Source organism: Pseudomonas rustica (assembly GCF_018336155.1).
Lineage (GTDB): Bacteria > Pseudomonadota > Gammaproteobacteria > Pseudomonadales > Pseudomonadaceae > Aquipseudomonas > Aquipseudomonas rustica.
This window is the reverse complement of the sequence record NZ_JAGYHF010000002.1, coordinates 194,040-209,096: the sequence shown is the minus strand read 5'-3', so window position 1 is coordinate 209,096 and position 15,057 is coordinate 194,040. Positions and strand designations below refer to the sequence as shown.

14 protein-coding genes are annotated in these 15,057 nt (G+C 60.2%); 9 read left to right on the top strand and 5 right to left on the bottom strand.

Translation table 11 applies throughout. The features are described 5' to 3' along the window. The first annotated feature begins 43 nt into the window (after nt 1-43). Together KFS80_RS04045 and KFS80_RS04040 are read left to right on the top strand one after the other, a co-directional pair. The gene (locus KFS80_RS04045) at nt 44-991 is read left to right on the top strand and encodes a LysR substrate-binding domain-containing protein (RefSeq protein ID WP_159812191.1); all 948 of its coding nucleotides are present in this window, start codon (nt 44-46) and stop codon (nt 989-991) included. A 199-nt stretch (nt 992-1,190) separates the two neighbouring features. After that, a complete protein-coding gene (locus KFS80_RS04040) occupies nt 1,191-1,598 on the top strand; it encodes an HPF/RaiA family ribosome-associated protein (RefSeq protein WP_053117239.1) in 408 nt (135 codons plus the stop codon). A 238-nt stretch (nt 1,599-1,836) separates the two neighbouring features. Here the strand turns inward: KFS80_RS04040 and KFS80_RS04035 are convergent, their stop codons facing one another. The 4 genes from KFS80_RS04035 to KFS80_RS04020 form a co-directional block, all read right to left on the bottom strand. Next, nucleotides 1,837-2,205 carry an endonuclease domain-containing protein gene (locus KFS80_RS04035; protein ID WP_212544041.1) on the bottom strand — a complete coding sequence of 123 codons (369 nt, stop codon included), beginning with the start codon at nt 2,203-2,205 and terminating at the stop codon, nt 1,837-1,839. Nucleotides 2,206-2,412: 207 nt separating this feature from the next. Then, nucleotides 2,413-4,746, bottom strand: a complete 2,334-nt coding sequence (gene fecA, locus KFS80_RS04030) for a TonB-dependent Fe(3+) dicitrate receptor FecA (protein ID WP_212544040.1) — start codon at nt 4,744-4,746, stop codon at nt 2,413-2,415. A 179-nt stretch (nt 4,747-4,925) separates the two neighbouring features. Continuing rightward, the gene (locus KFS80_RS04025; protein WP_212544039.1) at nt 4,926-5,858 is read right to left on the bottom strand and encodes a DUF4880 domain-containing protein; all 933 of its coding nucleotides are present in this window, start codon (nt 5,856-5,858) and stop codon (nt 4,926-4,928) included. Further along, on the bottom strand, nt 5,855-6,343 hold the full coding sequence (locus KFS80_RS04020) for a sigma-70 family RNA polymerase sigma factor (RefSeq protein ID WP_212544038.1): 489 nt from the start codon (nt 6,341-6,343) through the stop codon (nt 5,855-5,857). Before KFS80_RS04020 ends, KFS80_RS04025 begins: the two co-directional genes overlap by 4 nt. Nucleotides 6,344-6,529: 186 nt before the next feature. On the opposite strand from KFS80_RS04020, the gene KFS80_RS04015 reads away from it, so the two are divergent. From KFS80_RS04015 to KFS80_RS03990, 6 genes are all read left to right on the top strand, one after another. After that, the gene (locus KFS80_RS04015; protein WP_053117249.1) at nt 6,530-6,835 is read left to right on the top strand and encodes a DUF3649 domain-containing protein; all 306 of its coding nucleotides are present in this window, start codon (nt 6,530-6,532) and stop codon (nt 6,833-6,835) included. After that, nucleotides 6,832-8,418 carry a PepSY-associated TM helix domain-containing protein gene (locus tag KFS80_RS04010; protein ID WP_212544037.1) on the top strand — a complete coding sequence of 529 codons (1,587 nt, stop codon included), beginning with the start codon at nt 6,832-6,834 and terminating at the stop codon, nt 8,416-8,418. Before KFS80_RS04015 ends, KFS80_RS04010 begins: the two co-directional genes overlap by 4 nt. Next, the gene (locus KFS80_RS04005) at nt 8,418-8,744 is read left to right on the top strand and encodes a DUF3325 domain-containing protein (protein ID WP_053117253.1); all 327 of its coding nucleotides are present in this window, start codon (nt 8,418-8,420) and stop codon (nt 8,742-8,744) included. The genes KFS80_RS04010 and KFS80_RS04005 overlap by 1 nt, the downstream gene beginning before the upstream one ends. Nucleotide 8,745: 1 nt before the next feature. Beyond that, complete coding sequence (locus tag KFS80_RS04000; RefSeq protein ID WP_123595011.1) at nt 8,746-9,312, top strand: RNA polymerase sigma factor; 567 nt, start codon at nt 8,746-8,748, stop codon at nt 9,310-9,312. After that, on the top strand, nt 9,309-10,298 hold the full coding sequence (locus KFS80_RS03995; RefSeq protein ID WP_212544036.1) for a FecR family protein: 990 nt from the start codon (nt 9,309-9,311) through the stop codon (nt 10,296-10,298). Before KFS80_RS04000 ends, KFS80_RS03995 begins: the two co-directional genes overlap by 4 nt. Nucleotides 10,299-10,508: 210 nt before the next feature. Then, nucleotides 10,509-12,938, top strand: a complete 2,430-nt coding sequence (locus tag KFS80_RS03990) for a TonB-dependent siderophore receptor (protein WP_212544035.1) — start codon at nt 10,509-10,511, stop codon at nt 12,936-12,938. 201 nt (nt 12,939-13,139) lie between these two features. Here the strand turns inward: KFS80_RS03990 and KFS80_RS03985 are convergent, their stop codons facing one another. Next, nucleotides 13,140-14,015, bottom strand: coding sequence for a helix-turn-helix domain-containing protein (locus tag KFS80_RS03985; protein ID WP_212544034.1), 876 nt, complete (start codon nt 14,013-14,015; stop codon nt 13,140-13,142). A 139-nt stretch (nt 14,016-14,154) separates the two neighbouring features. Between KFS80_RS03985 and KFS80_RS03980 the strand changes: the two genes are divergently transcribed. Then, nucleotides 14,155-15,057, top strand: a complete 903-nt coding sequence (locus KFS80_RS03980) for a DMT family transporter (protein WP_159812200.1) — start codon at nt 14,155-14,157, stop codon at nt 15,055-15,057.

Below are 15,057 nucleotides of genomic sequence, written 5' to 3'. Positions count from 1 at the left end.
GACCAACGAAACTTCCTAAGACAGCCTTTAGCAGGACTAAACGATGAGTCGTCAATTGCACGCACAGACCTATGTCTGGCTGCAGGTGTTTTCCTGTGCCGCGCGGCACCTGTCGTTCACCCGGTGCGCGGAAGAACTGCACATCACCCCGGGCGCGGTCAGCCAGCAAATCCGCCAACTGGAAGAGCGCCTTGGCTTTCGCCTGTTTCATCGGCGTGCGCGGGGTGTGGAACTGAGCGCGGAAGGGCAGCGGCTGGCGATCACGGTCAACGAGGCGTACGGCAGCATCGATGCGGAATTGCGTCGACTCGATGCCGGGATGATCAGCGGCACGCTGCGGGTGCGCTCGATTCCATCGTTTCTGAGCAAATGGCTGACGCCACGCTTGCCGCGCCTGCAACAGCGTTTTCCGGATATTCAGTTGCGACTGGTGGCGGAGGACAGCAGCGTGCCGTTGCACGAAGGCGACTTCGATCTGGCGATCGATCTCAACGACGGCAGCTATCCGGGATTGTTATCCACAGCCTTGCTCGATGAGCAGATTTTCCCGGTGTGCGCGCCGAGCCTGCTACGCGGTCGCCCACCGCTGCACGGGCCGGCGGATCTGGGGCATTTCCCGCTGCTGCACGACATCACCGCCTGGCGCGGCAGTTATGAATATGCGGAGTGGGAGTTTTATCTCAACGCGATCGGCTTCGAAGGCGCCGACGTACGGCGCGGGCACACCTTCAACCGCAATCACCTGACCATCGAAGCGGCGATTGCCGGCATGGGCGTGGCGATTGCCCGGCGCACGTTGCTTAACGATGAACTGGAGCGGGGTGCGTTGATCGTGCCGTTCGGCTTGTCGGTGCCCAATCACAAACGTTACGTGTTGCTCTATGCGCCAGGGGCGCTGAGCCATCCGGGCGTGCGTGCGGTGCATGATTGGCTGGTCGAAGAGGCGGGGATTTTTCGCAGCTTGCACCCGTTGAACGACGGGCAATTGTGAGCAGATTTTGCCGGGTTGCGAGGCGACCCAACTCCCGACCTTACCAGCGCTTTACTCGGTTGTCCGGCTTTTTTTGCGAATGAATATTTATCTTTTCTCAGGGGTTGAAATGTTCGGCAGTCGGGCCGATTGTTGTAACCAAGGGGTCAGGAAATTCAATTCAGGCCCCTCGCGAGCTAGCTGAAATAAGGGATGAACTATGCAAATCCAAGTCAACAGCGATAACCATGTTCAAGGCAGTAAACGACTGGAGGAGTGGGTACGTACAACCATTGAGAGCACGCTCGACCGTTATGAGGAAGACCTGACCCGTGTCGAAGTCCATCTGAGCGACGAGAACGGTGACAAACCAGGACCGCATGACATGCGCTGCCAACTGGAAGCGCGGCCAAAAGGCCATCAACCGATTTCCGTGACCCACAAAGCCGATTCGCTGGAACAGGCGATCGACGGCGCTGCCGAAAAACTCGAGCACGCCCTGGAGCACCTCTTCGGCAAACTGCGAGGTAAACCACGCGCCGCTGTAGTGCCCTTCACCGGCAAGGCTAACGACAAGCTGTTGGCGGAAGAATTTGACGAGAATGAACAGGCAGCGATCAACAGTTGATGCGCTGATTTTATAAGCCAACCTGATGAGAACGGGCCTGCGAATGCAGGCCCGTTTTTTTGTAGCAGGACAGCCCCTCACCCCAGCCCTCTCCCAGAGGGAGAGGGGGCCTACCGAGGTGTCTTGCGGGGTACATCGACCTGAAAGACCGCGTTGATTATGGATTCGGCAAAGCAGAATCAGGTCGGCGTGACTCGCAAGCATCCCCCAATCAGTCCCCTCTCCCTCCGGCAGAGGGTTAGGGTGAGGGCAATTTTCGAGCTGCCGCTATTCGTATGATCTGCTCCAGTACGGCATCCATCTGCTGGAGGACCTCCAGATTGCTGAACCGTACGACCTCAATGCCCTGTTGATACAAGTAGAGAGTTCGGCGCTGATCATGAATCAATCCCGACGTTTCAAAGTGCTGCCCACCGTCCAGCTCAATCGCCAATTTCAGCTCAGCACAGTAAAAATCCAGCACGTAAGGCGGGCAGGGAAACTGTCGGCGGAATTTAAGATTGGCGATCTGGCGGGAGCGTAATCTCTGCCAGAGCAGGAGTTCGCAGTCGGTTTGGTCAGCGCCTAACTGGCGGGAGAACTGGACGAGGGTGGGGCGAGTTTGCATGCTTCACGATCCTTGTGAAGTTGATTTGATATTTCACTGTAGCCGAGAACCCTCACCCCAGCCCTCTCCCAGAGGGAGAGGGGGCCGATTTGTGTGCTTTTCAAACGCAAGCTCGACTCGATATCTCAGGTCGGCGTAATTCGCAAAACAACGCGGTCAGTCCCCTCTCCCTCCGGGAGAGGGTTAGGGTGAGGGGCTCTTCAATCCTCAGAACGCTACCGAAGTCTGCACATAAACCGTCCGCGGTTCCCCCACATACTTGCCTTTGTTGTTGTCATCAAACGAGCGCGTGAAGTACTGCGTGTTAAAAATGTTCTTCACCCCAACAGCCACATTCAGATCCGACAACTGCGGCCCAAAGTCATACCCCGCGCGACTGCTGAACAGCATGTAACCCGGGATCTTGCCGTTACTGCCATCCGCACTTTCCTTTGATGTGTTGGCATTATCAGCAAACTGGTCACTCTGGAAACTGCTGTCCAGATTCAACTTCCACGCCCCTTCGGTGTAACCCATACCAATCGTGCCTTTGTGCTTCGACGAGAATGGCACCCGATTACCTTTATTCGGCCCATCTTCACGAATGGTCGCGTCAACGAAGGCGTAAGTCGCGTAAACATCGAAACCCGCCAGCGCCGGGCTCAAGTCATCCAGCGCGTAGTTGACGCTGGTCTCGATGCCCTGATGACGAGTTTCACCCCGGGCGATCACCGAATCATTGGTCTGATTACTTTCATACTGATTGTCGAAGTTGATCAAGAACGCACCAATTTCCGCGCGCAACGCGCCATTGTCATAGCGAGTACCAAGCTCCCAGGTGCGGGCCTTTTCCGGTTTCACTTCACCGCTGCTGACACGGTTGGGCATCTGGCTGTACTGCACGCTGCCGAACGAGCCTTCGGTGTTGGCGTACAGATTCCAGCTGTCGGTCAGGTGATACAGCACGTTCAACGCCGGCAGCGCGGTGTTGTAGTCGCCTTCATATTTGACGTTGGTCAGGTTGTTGGTTTGCTGCGAGTCGATCATCTCGTAGCGCACGCCCGGGGTGATTGTCCATTTGCCGATGTCGATGCGGTCGTCGACGAAGAACGCATTGGCTTCGGTGCCGCCACGGGTGTCGCGGTCGTTGCGGCTGTTGGTGGTCGGGTATTCGTTGCTGGCGATCGGCGTGCGATAGCGCAGTTCGTGGCCGGCCTCGTTGATGTAGCGATAGCCGATGCCGACTTCATGGCTGGTCGGGCCGAGGTCGAAGCCTCGGGCGAAACGGGTTTCCAGACCGCGCACCCAGTATTCGCGTGGCGACAGCGAGAGGAAGCTGCCCTGATCCAGATAACCGCTGCGCAGGGTTTTGGTGAAGAAAGTATTGGCGGTGAATTCGCGGCGATCTTCCTGATAGCGATAACCGAAGTTGAACATGGTGCGACGGCCCCAGAACTGGTCTTTCGGGCGGGTTGACTGATACGGATCGGCATCGTAATCGGCGACGTTCAGACCGCCCGGCATGTCAGCCTTGCCTTCGTAATACTGCGCCATGGCGTTGAAGCTGTTGGCCTCGTCGAGCTGGTATTTGCCCTTGAGGATCAGGTCGTCGATTTCGCTGTCGCTGTGTTCGCGCCAATCACCGCCGCGCGTGCCGGAGTAGAGCAATGCGCCGCCGAGACCGTTGGCGTTGGTGCCGCCAGCCAGCAGGTTGGCGCTGGTCTTGAAGCCGTCGTGGCTCGACGAAGGGCTGGTTTCAGTCTGGAAACCGCCCTTGACCGTTGGCTCGTCAGGAATCGCGCGGGTAACGAAGTTGACCACGCCGCCGACGTTCTGCGGGCCGTAACGCACCGCGCCGCCGCCGCGCACCACGTCCACCGCATCCATGTTGCCCATGCTGATCGGCGCGAACGAAAGCTGCGGTTGGCCGTAAGGGGCGAACGGCACGGGAATGCCGTCCATCAACACGGTCGAGCGTGCGGCCAGACGCGGATTCAAACCGCGAATGCCGAAGTTCAGCGCCATGTCGTGGCTGCCGGTGCCGTTGTTTTCCGGGGCGTTGACGCCGGGGATGCGGTTGAGCACATCGCGCGCTTGAGTTGCGCCTTGGCGTTCGAATTCTTCGCGGCGGATCACATCGCGCGCGCCGGGGTGTTCGAAGACGTTGATCTGCGCGGCATCGCCGAGCCAGTCGCCGACGACTTTCGAGGTGTCCAGCTCCAGCGCGGCATCGGCGATCGGTTGCAGGCTGAACGCGTTGTTACCTTCGGCGCGTGCTTGCAGACCGGTGCCTTCGAGCAATGCGTTGAGGCCTTGCTCGGGCGTGTAGCTGCCTTCCAGACCACGGCTTTGCACGCCGCTGGTGACTTGCGAACCAAACGAAATCAGCACTCCCGCTTCACGGCCAAACTGGTTGAGGGCGTTTTCCAGCGACGACGGTGCGATGTGGTAAGCCTTGGCGTCGGCCGCCATCGCGGCGGGCAGGGCGCTGAAGCTCAGGCTGGCGCCGAGGACAAGATTGCGCAGGCTGCGGGCCAGTGGCGTGAGGCGGGTGGGGTGCATGGTGGATGATCCTGAGAAGGTTGAATCAAGGGGGCTTTCCTTCTCTGTCACGCCAGATCTGAAAAACGGCTCATTTATTTTTCAAGGATCAAAAGATCGCAGCCTGCGGCAGCTCCTACATCTGGAATGCATACCTCCTGTAGGCGCTGCCGAAGGCTGCGATCCTTTGATCTTGCTCCTTACACCCGCGCCTCAACGGTCACCCAATACCGGGTAAAGCGCTTCACCTTCACCGGCAAACTGATTTCCAGCAGATCAAGAATCCGCTCACTGTCGTCCAGTGGATACGTCCCGGAGATCAACAAATCAGCAACCTTCCTGTCGCAATTAAGCTGCCCGCGACGATAGCGACCGAGCTCATCGAGGAAATCCCCCAGACGCATATGCGCCGCCACCAACATGCCATCGACCCAGGCGCCACTGTTGGCATCCAGCGCTTGCGCGTCACCAACAATCGTCGAGGTAAAACTCAGTTGCCGAGCCACCGGCAGCAGCATCGGGGCACGCCCATCGGCGCTTAGTTCGACCCGCCCTTCAAACAAAGCCACCTGCGTGCGATCAGCTAATTGCCGCACATTAAGACGCGCGCCCTGGGTTTTCAGAACGCCCTGCGCCGTGCGCACTTCAAACCCGTGCGACGCGGTCAGGAGCATTTCGCCCTCAAGCAAACGAATCAGACGCTGATCAATCCGCACGTCAGCCGCACTCGCCGTGTTGAGGTGCAACTGATCGCCCGCACCCAACGCCACCTTGCGCCGCTGGCCAACCGGGCTGCGGTAATCGGCAAGCAGCGACGGCAGCGGATTGTGCTCGCGCATGCCCCAAGTGGCAGCGGAACCAGCGCCAAGAATCAGCAACAATTTCAGCGCCTGACGCCGACTGCCCGACTTCGGCCCGTTCAACGCCGCATGCGCCAGCGGTGAAGACACACCGCGCAACCGCTGATTGACCCGCTGAATGTGTTCCCACGCCCGCCGATGTTCGCTGTGCGCCTCCAGCCATTGCTGCATCGCCATCTGCTGGCGCGGGCTCAGGGCGCCTTGCTGCATTTCCATCAGCCAGTGCACAGCCTGTTCGGCGACCTGCGAAGAAAAATCCGGCGCGCGATTCATAGGGCGAAGTAGCAGCGCATCGCCGCTTTGTTCAGATGACGTTTGACCGTGGCCACAGAAATGCCGAGCTCGGCGGCGATCTGTGGATAAGTCAGGCCATCGATCTGCGCCAGCAAAAACGCGCGTTTGACCTGGCGCGGCAAACCGTCGAGCAACTCATCCAGCTCCATCAGGGTTTGCAGGATGATCGCTTTGTGTTCTTCCGACGGCGCGAGCATTTCCGGCATCTGCGCGAGAGTGTCGAGATAGGCGCGCTCCAGATCCTGCCGGCGGTAATGATTGAACAACACGCGCTTGGCGAGGGTGGTGAGGAACGCGCGCGGCTCGATGATCACCGGCGGTTCGCGAGCGGTCAGCACTTTGATGAAGGTGTCCTGCGCCAGATCCGCCGCGCTGTCCGGGCAGCCGAGTTTGCGCCGCAGCCAGCCGGTCAGCCAGTTGTGGTGGGCCTGATAGAGCGATTCGACGGGATGGGCGGACGACAACGGTGACTCCGGGCGTTTTGTTGACGCGGTAGAGAGGTGCGTTAGAGAACAAGAACTGTTCGCATTGTAGGGTGCGCTGACGGTGTCCGGCAATCAGATGCTTTTGCGTATGAGAATATTTATCATTAATATTGCTCGACTGTTGTTCGGCTTGTCGGCCGGACGTTTTCGTTTCAGGGTCGAAACATGAAAGCCAAACTCGCCACACTTCCCATGTCCTATCGTCTGGCCGTTACCTCGCGGGTGCTGGCGGCGGTGTTTGGCGGCTATCTGGTCGCGGCGCTGGCCAGTGTCACCCTGACCATGTGGTTGCCGCTCAACCGCGCCGAAGCCGTTGTCACCGGCATGACTGTTTCGTTTCTGGTCTATCTGGTGGCGGTGTTGTGGTGCTTTGCCTGCCGCACGGCGTGGTCGGCGTGGGTCGGTTTGCTGGTGCCGAGCGTGATTCTGGCGACCATCTCCGGCGCTGCTCGCGGGTTGGGCTTTGCATGAAAGAGGGTTTTCGCCAGGCCATGGCCTGGTTGCACACGTGGGTCGGGCTGGTGTTCGGCTGGTTGCTGTTCGCGATTTTTCTGACCGGCACGCTGGCCTATTTCAATGATGAAACCACGCACTGGATGCAGCCGGAAATTCCCTCGCGACCGTTGAATGCCGAGGCGAGCCTGACGCTGGCGCAAAATTATCTACAGCAACATGCCGCCGGCGCCTCGCGCTGGTTGATCGACTTGCCCGACGCCCGTGATCCCGGCCTGACCGTGCGCTGGCAGCAGTCGCCGGGCAAACCCGGCGAGCGCGGCCGCTTCGAATCGAAAACCCTCGACGCGCAAACCGGCAGCGAAGTGCAGGGCCGCGAAAGCATGGGCGGCGAGTTCTTCTACCGCTTCCACTTTCAGCTGCAAATGCCCTATCCGTGGGGGCGCTGGCTGGCGACAATCGCCGCGATGGTGATGTTCGTTGCGCTGATCACCGGGATCATCACCCACAAAAAAATCTTCAAAGACTTCTTCACCTTCCGTCCGCGCAAAGGCCAGCGTTCCTGGCTCGACGGGCATAACGCGGTCGGCGTGCTGGTGCTGCCGTTTCACCTGATGATCACCTACAGCAGCCTGGTGATTTTCATGTCGATGGTCATGCCGGCGAGCATTTTGGCGTCGTACGGCAGCGACGTGAACAAGTTTTACGATGAAGTATTCCCTGCCTCCAATACCCCGGAGCGCGCCAACATTGCGCAGGCGCTGGCGCCCATGGCACCGCTGTTGGCCAAGGCCAGCGAGCAATGGTCGGGCGGCCACACGGCGCGACTGTCGGTGAACAATCCGGGCGACGCCAATGCGACGGTGGTGCTGTCGCGTGCCGGCGACGGCGTGGTGCACGATTTCGGCCGTGCGGTGACGTTCAACGGGGTCAGCGGACAGATGCTCGGCAGCACACCGAATCAGCCGATGGCCATGGCGGTCGGCGGCGCTTTCTATGGTTTGCACATGGGCCACTTCGCCGGGCCGGTGTTGCGTTGGCTGTACTTTATTTGCGGATTGGCTGGTACGGCGATGATCGGCACCGGGCTGGTGATCTGGCTCGGCAAGCGTCAACTGAAACATGCGAAGAGCGGCGTGATGCCGTTCGAACTGCGGCTGGTTGAAGTGCTGAACATCGCCAGCATGGCCGGGCTGGTGACGGCGATCGCGGTGTTTTTCCTGGCCAATCGTCTGCTGCCGACAGGTCTGGCCGGACGTGCGGATTGGGAAGTGAATGCGTTCTTTATCGCCTGGGGTCTGAGCGTGGTGCACGCGCTGTTGCGGCCGGGGCGCAAGGCCTGGGTCGAGCAGCTTGCGTGCGGCGCGTTGCTGTTTACTGCCGTGCCGGTGATCAATGCGCTGACCACGCCGTGGAATCTCGCAGCGACCCTTACGCAAGGCGATTGGACGCTCGCCGGTTTCGATCTGACCTGCCTCGCCACCGGCGTGTTTCTGGCGTGGGCCGCATGGAAAATGCAACGCGCCGCCGGCACCGTCAGCGTGAAAAATCCTCGTCGCGAAAAGGCCCGGGCGATCACCCTTGAGCAGGGAGCGAACTAATGTTGCTGGCGCTGCTGCTGTGCTATGCCGGGTTCACCGCGTTGTGTCTGTCGATGCCGCGACATCACGATGAATTGCTCGGCCACAAACCTTCGGCCTCGCGTCGTCAGGCGCTGAAAATCGGCGGATGGTTGTTGCTGTGTTTATCGCTGTGGGCGGCAGTGACGGTGAACGGCTGGAGCTTTGGCCTGGTCGACTGGTTCGCCGTGCTGATGCTCAGCGCATTGACGCTGGTGTTGCTGATGCCGTATCGCCCGCGTCTGGCGTTGGCGCTCGCCGGGCTGAGTCTGTTGGCCAGCCCGGTGGCGGCATGGGCGCAGTGCTGAGGTGTTGATCGGTCTCCCTCCGGAATCCCGCGACGACGAACCGCGCGGGGCGCGTGCGCACTTTCTCCAGGTGTTTCTGTCCCAGCGTTCGCAGATGGAAGCGCTGGTGAATCGGCGCGTCGGCTGCCGGGCGACAGCGGCGGATCTGGTGCAGGATCTGTTTCTGCGCTTCTGGCGGCGGCCGCTGGTGCAGGTCGAAGAACTCAGTACCTATCTTTTGCGCTGCGCCGGCAACATCGCCATCGACCATTTACGCAGCGAAGGCACGCGTACACGGGTCAACGAAGGCTGGCAGCCGGACGCGCCGGACAGCCACGGCAGCGAACCGCAAGCCGCGCTCGAAGCGGGCAATGATCTGCGCCACGTCGAAGCCGCGTTGCGTGCATTGCCCGAGCGCACCCGACAAATCTTTTTGCTCAATCGCATCCACGGCCGCAAATACGCCGACATCGCCAAAGCCATGGGCCTGTCCCAAAGTGCCGTGGAAAAACATATGATGCGCGCCCTCGAGGCCTGCAAGGCCAGCCTGCGCGAACCCGCGCCACGTCTGCCAGGGAAAGCACCGTGAAGCCAACCGATTACGTCACCCCGACACCGGCTCAGGAGCAGGCTGCATTCGCCTGGCTGAGCCTGTTGCATGATCGGCCAAGCGCGGGCGATCAACTCACCTTCAGCCAATGGCTACGCGCCGATCCGGCGCACGCCGAGGCTTATGCGCAGGCGCAAGTGGTCTGGGAGCTGAGCGAAGGCCCGGCGCGAACATTGGCCGATGAAGACGCTTTGGCGCTGCAGGATTATCTCGATGCGATGGATCGACCGCGTCGTCCGCAACTCTTGCGGTGGTCGGGTGCGCTGGCGATGGCCGCGTGTCTGTTGCTGATGATAAGCCTCGGCACCGGGTGGCAGCCGCAGCGTTGGATCGATGATCTGGGGGCGGATTACGTTTCCGCACCGGGGGAAGTTCGCACGGTGACGTTGGCCGATCAATCGCAAGTCACCCTCGATGCTGACAGTGCGATTGCGGTGGATTTCAGCCGGGGTGAGCGGCATGTGCAGTTGCGCCGTGGCGCTGGATTTTTCACGGTTACGCACACTGGTGAACCGTTTGTGGTCGAGGCCGAGAAGGGCCAGGCGCGGGTGCTTGGGACGCAATTCGAGGTGCGACTGCAAGCGCATGGCGCGCAGGTGACGGTGTTGTCCGGGCGTGTCGGGGTGACGGCGGATCGTGATGGCGAACAGCAGATTCTCACGGCCGGGCAGCAAGTCGCTTACGGAGCGGGATCGGCGGAAAAACTGCATGCCGTGGACAGCGAGGCGCAACTGGCCTGGCGGCAGGGTTGGCTGACGTATTACAAGTCGACACTGGGGGACGTGGTGGAGGATTTGCGCCGGTATTATCCGGGGCGGATTGTGCTGCTCAATGATGAGTTGGCGGCGCGCAAGGTCAGTGGCAGTTTTCCGAGTAAGGATCCGCAGGCGGTGTTGAATTCTTTGCAGGGGGTGTTGGGGTTTGAGCAGCATCAGGTGCTTGGGCATCTGATTATTTTGCGTTAAAGCGACTGGCCTCTTCGCGAGCAAGCCCGCTCCCACATTTTGGAATGCGTTCCCCTGTGGGAGCGGGCTTGCTCGCGAAGGCGTCGGCCCCGACAACACACCTGCAAAAATATTTTCAAATTGTGATGAGGTAAACCCAAGCCCCATCCGTGTAGTGACTGAAACTGCGAGTCATTCGCATCCGTTGCGTTTCTACACAGGTCATGAGTCATGAAGTCCAGGGCAAAATCGGGTTCGGTCAAACAGTGGTTAGGCGTGTCGGCGTTGAGCTTTTCGGCGTTGGCGCTGTTGCCGATGAGTGTGGCACTCGCCGCTGAAACCGTCAGCAGCCAGCCGCAAAAGCAGTTCACGTTCAGCCTGGCCGCCAAACCGCTGCCGCAAGCCTTGAGCGATTTCAGCCGGGTCACCGGGCAGAGCGTGGTCTACACCGACGAAGCGCCGTACGGACTCACCGCCCCGGCGGTCAACGGCCAGATGAGCGCGGAACAGGCCCTGCAAAAGTTGCTCACAGGTTCCGGCCTGAGTTTCCGCCGCACCGACAGCCACACCCTGGCACTGGAGCCGCAGCCCACCGCAGGCGCACTGAACCTCGGCGCCACCACCATCACTTCGATGCGCGACGATTCGTTGAGTTATCAGCCGCCGGAAACCAGTTCGGTGATGCGCTCGTCGGCCTCGCTGCAAGAAGTCCCGCAGACCGTCAACGTCATCCCGGCGCAGGTCATCCGCGATCAGGCACCGCGCAATCTCGACGACGCACTGGCCAACGTCAGCGGCATCACTCAGGGCAACACCTTGGGCAGCACGCAGGACTCGGTGATGACCCGCGGCTTCGGCGATAACCGCAACGGTTCGATCATGCGCGACGGCATGCCAATCGTGCAGGGCCGAGGCATGAACGCCACGGTCGATCGCGTCGAAGTGCTCAAAGGCCCGGCGTCGTTGCTCTACGGGATTCAAGACCCCGGCGGCGTGGTCAACATGGTCAGCAAGAAGCCGGAACTGACGCCGTACAACGCCCTGACCCTGAGCGGCTCGACCTACGGCGACGGTAAGAATGGCAGCGGCGGCACTTTCGACAGCACCGGTGCGCTGGGCGATTCCGGGGTGGCCTATCGCATGGTGCTCGATCACGAAGACGAAGATTACTGGCGCAATTTCGGCACGCTCCGCCAAACCCTGATCGCACCGTCGCTGGCCTGGTACGGCGAAAGCACCAAGCTGTTGTTCGCCTACGAGCATCGCGAATTTCTCACGCCGTTCGACCGTGGCACGCTGATCGATCCGCGCACCAATCATCCACTGGATATCTCGCGCAACGAGCGCCTCGACGAGCCGTTCAACAACATGGAAGGGCGTTCGGATCTCTATCACTTCGAAGCCGACCACGAACTCAACGACGACTGGAAAGCCCATTTCGGCTACAGCTGGAACCGCGAAACCTACGACGCCAGCCAAGTACGCGTCACCGCCATCGACACCAAAAAAGGCACGCTGACCCGCAGCATGGACGGCACACAAAACGCGATCAGCACCGACCGTTTCACCACCGCCAGCCTCGAAGGCAAGGTCAACGTGTTGGGCATGCAGCATGACCTGGTGTTCGGCGTCGACGATGAGTACCGCAAGATCTACCGCGCCGACCTGATCCGTCAGAAAAGCCTGAGCACCTTCAGCTACGTCAATCCGGTGTATGGCCGTGAAGTCGAAGGCACCACGGTCAGTGCCGCCGACAGCGCGCAGACCGATGAACTGCGCAGCGATTCGATCTTTATGCAGGACTCGATTCACCTCACAGATCAATGGATTCTGGTCGCCGGCGGGCGCTTTCAGGAGTACGACCAGTACGCCGGCAAAGGCGTGCCCTTCAAGGCCAACACCGACAGTAACGGGCAGAAATGGGTGCCGCGCGCGGGGCTGGTGTATCGCTACACCGACGCTTTGTCGTTCTACGGCAGCTACACCGAATCGTTCAAACCCAACTCGACCATCGCCCCGCTGAGCGGCAGCAGCACCGTGCTCGACGGCAGCATCGCGCCGGAAGAAGCCAAGTCGTGGGAGCTGGGCGCGCGCCTCGATCTGCCAGGACAAGTCACCGGCAACATTGCATTGTTCGACATCAAAAAGCGCAACGTTTTGGTCGCCAATGCTGAAGGCCCAACGACGATTTACAGCGCCGCCGGCGAAGTGCGGTCGCGCGGTCTGGAACTGGATTTGAGCGGTCAGTTGAGCGAGCGCTGGAGCATGATCGGCAGCTACGCCTACACCGATGCCGAAGTCACGGAAGACCCGGACTACAAAGGCAAGCGCCTGCAAAACGTGGCGAAGAATAGCGGCTCATTGTCGGCGGTGTATGACTTCGGCAGCTTGATCGGTGGCGATCAATTGCGCGTCGGTGCCGGGGCGCGGTATGTCGGTGAACGGGCGGGTAACGCGGTGAATGATTTTGATCTGCCGAGCTATACCGTGGCGGATGCGTTTGCGACTTACGACACCCAGGTTGAAGGGCAGAAGGTCAAGTTTCAGCTGAATGTGAAGAACCTGTTTGATCGCACTTATTACACGTCGGCGGCGAGCCGGTTCTTCGTGTCGATGGGGGATTCGCGGCAGGTTTCGTTGTCCAGCACGTTGGAGTTTTAAGTCAAAATCAAAAGCCCCTCACCCTAACCCTCTCCCGGAGGGAGAGGGGACTGATTGGGGAATATTGGAGAACCTCGCCGACGTGATCGATCTTTACCGAATCCACAATCGACTCGGTTATACAGGTCGATGTACAACGCCAGACACCTCGGTCGGCTCCCTCTCCCTCCGGGAGAGGGCTGGGGTGAGGGGAACCAGGCCTCAACGCAAAAACGCCTGCCGATACTGCCCCGGCGTCCCGCCCAACACCTGCTTGAATCGATTGGTAAAGTGGCTCGCACTGGCAAACCCGCAAGCCAAAGCAATCTCCCCCAACGGCAACGCCGTACCGCGCAACAACTCCCGCGCCCGATCCAAGCGTCGCGCCAGCACGTACTGATGCGGCGGCAAGCCAAAGCTCATCCGAAACATCCGCGCAAAGTGATATTCCGACAGTGCACATAATCCGGCCAACTGCCCAAGGCTGATCGGCTCGGCCAACTGGCTGTCGATGAACTCCACCAATTGCCGACGCTGATGCGGCGCCAGCCCACCCTTCAAACGCAAACCCTGACGCGCGCCGACTTGGCTGAGCAAGGTGTGGCTGATCAATTCGTGAGCAATGCTACTGGTCAGCAAGCGCTCGGCAGGCTCGTCCCAGTTCAACGTCAGCAGTTGCCGAAAGCGCTGTGCCTGTTGCGGATCTTCCAGAAAAGTCTGCTCGCGCAATTGCATCTCACGCGGCTCACGATCAAGCAGCGTGACGCAACCGAGGGCGAATTGTTCAGCGCTGAAATACAGGTGCGCCAAACGAATATCACCGTTGATCACCCAGCCCGATTCGTGATCGGCGGGCAGGATGCACAGCTTGTCCGGCCCGCCTTTTTGCCCCGGCTGGCCGCGACGAAAAGTGCCGGTGCCGCCAGCGATGTAGCAGGACAGCGTGTGGTGGCTCGGCGCTTCGTATTCCTGCGCGTCGTGGTGGTTGGTCCACAAAGCTGCAGACAAGCCGTCACCGAGCTCGGCGCTGTGCACAAGGCGTGCGTTCGGCGAGCGGTTGAGGGCTTGAAAGACTTGCAGGTTATCGATTGCGGCCATGATCGGTTCTCTCCAACGCCTTGCATCCTACTCCGTAGACTTCGCGCTGCCAGCCCACTGCCGGACAAAAGCGCAAGAATCTGCAAGCGCCCAGGGCAAGCCTCGGCAGACACTCAAGGCCTATTGAGGAGTAAGCGCCATGAACCTGTCGTTGTATTTGCTGACCGTGCTGATCTGGGGCACCACCTGGATTGCCTTGAAATGGCAGTTGGGGGTGGTGGCGATTCCGGTGTCGATTGTTTATCGATTTGGCCTCGCGGCGCTGGTGCTGTTTGTGTTGTTGCTGCTCAGCCGTCGGTTGCAACCGATGAATCGTCGCGGTCATTTGATTTGTGTGGCGCAGGGCTTGTGCCTGTTTTGTGTGAACTTCATGTGTTTTCTGACGGCGAGCCAGTGGATCCCCAGCGGTCTGGTGGCGGTGGTTTTTTCCACCGCAACGTTGTGGAATGCGTTGAATGCGCGGGTGTTCTTTGGGCAGCGCATCGCGCGCAATGTATTGATGGGCGGGGCGCTGGGACTGTTCGGTCTGGGCATGCTGTTCTGGCCTGAACTGGCCGGGCATCAGGCCAGTCCGCAAACCTTGTTGGGACTGGGTCTGGCGTTGTGCGGCACCTTGTGTTTTTCGGCGGGCAACATGCTGTCGAGCCTGCAGCAGAAGGCGGGCCTCAAGCCGCTGACCACCAATGCCTGGGGCATGGCGTATGGCGCGGCGATGCTGTCGGTGTGGTGCCTGGTCAAAGGCATTCCGTTCGACATGGACTGGTCGCCGCGTTACGTCGGCGCGCTGCTCTACCTTGTCATTCCAGGCTCGGTGATCGGCTTTACCGCTTACCTGACGCTGGTCGGCCGCATGGGCCCGGAGCGTGCGGCGTATTGCACGGTGCTGTTCCCGGTGGTCGCGCTTAATGTTTCGGCGTTTGCCGAAGGTTATCAGTGGACGGCGCCGGCGCTGGTCGGGCTGGTGTTGGTGATGTTGGGTAACGTGTTGGTGTTTCGTAAACCGAAAACAGTCTTGGTTCCGCCGCACGGTAAGTTGGCTTGA

Excerpts from the sequence above, each read along its gene's own strand:
- KFS80_RS04025 (WP_212544039.1), bottom strand. The coding sequence starts at position 5,858 with ATGAATCGCGCGCCGGATTTTTCTTCGCAGGTCGCCGAACAGGCTGTG.
- KFS80_RS04010 (WP_212544037.1), top strand. The coding sequence starts at position 6,832 with ATGAAAGAGGGTTTTCGCCAGGCCATGGCCTGGTTGCACACGTGGGTC.
- KFS80_RS04035 (WP_212544041.1), bottom strand. The coding sequence starts at position 2,205 with ATGCAAACTCGCCCCACCCTCGTCCAGTTCTCCCGCCAGTTAGGCGCT.
- KFS80_RS04045 (WP_159812191.1), top strand. The coding sequence starts at position 44 with ATGAGTCGTCAATTGCACGCACAGACCTATGTCTGGCTGCAGGTGTTT.
- KFS80_RS03990 (WP_212544035.1), top strand. The coding sequence starts at position 10,509 with ATGAAGTCCAGGGCAAAATCGGGTTCGGTCAAACAGTGGTTAGGCGTG.
- fecA (WP_212544040.1), bottom strand. The coding sequence starts at position 4,746 with ATGCACCCCACCCGCCTCACGCCACTGGCCCGCAGCCTGCGCAATCTT.
- KFS80_RS04015 (WP_053117249.1), top strand. The coding sequence starts at position 6,530 with ATGAAAGCCAAACTCGCCACACTTCCCATGTCCTATCGTCTGGCCGTT.
- KFS80_RS04040 (WP_053117239.1), top strand. The coding sequence starts at position 1,191 with ATGCAAATCCAAGTCAACAGCGATAACCATGTTCAAGGCAGTAAACGA.
- KFS80_RS03985 (WP_212544034.1), bottom strand. The coding sequence starts at position 14,015 with ATGGCCGCAATCGATAACCTGCAAGTCTTTCAAGCCCTCAACCGCTCG.
- KFS80_RS03980 (WP_159812200.1), top strand. The coding sequence starts at position 14,155 with ATGAACCTGTCGTTGTATTTGCTGACCGTGCTGATCTGGGGCACCACC.
- KFS80_RS04005 (WP_053117253.1), top strand. The coding sequence starts at position 8,418 with ATGTTGCTGGCGCTGCTGCTGTGCTATGCCGGGTTCACCGCGTTGTGT.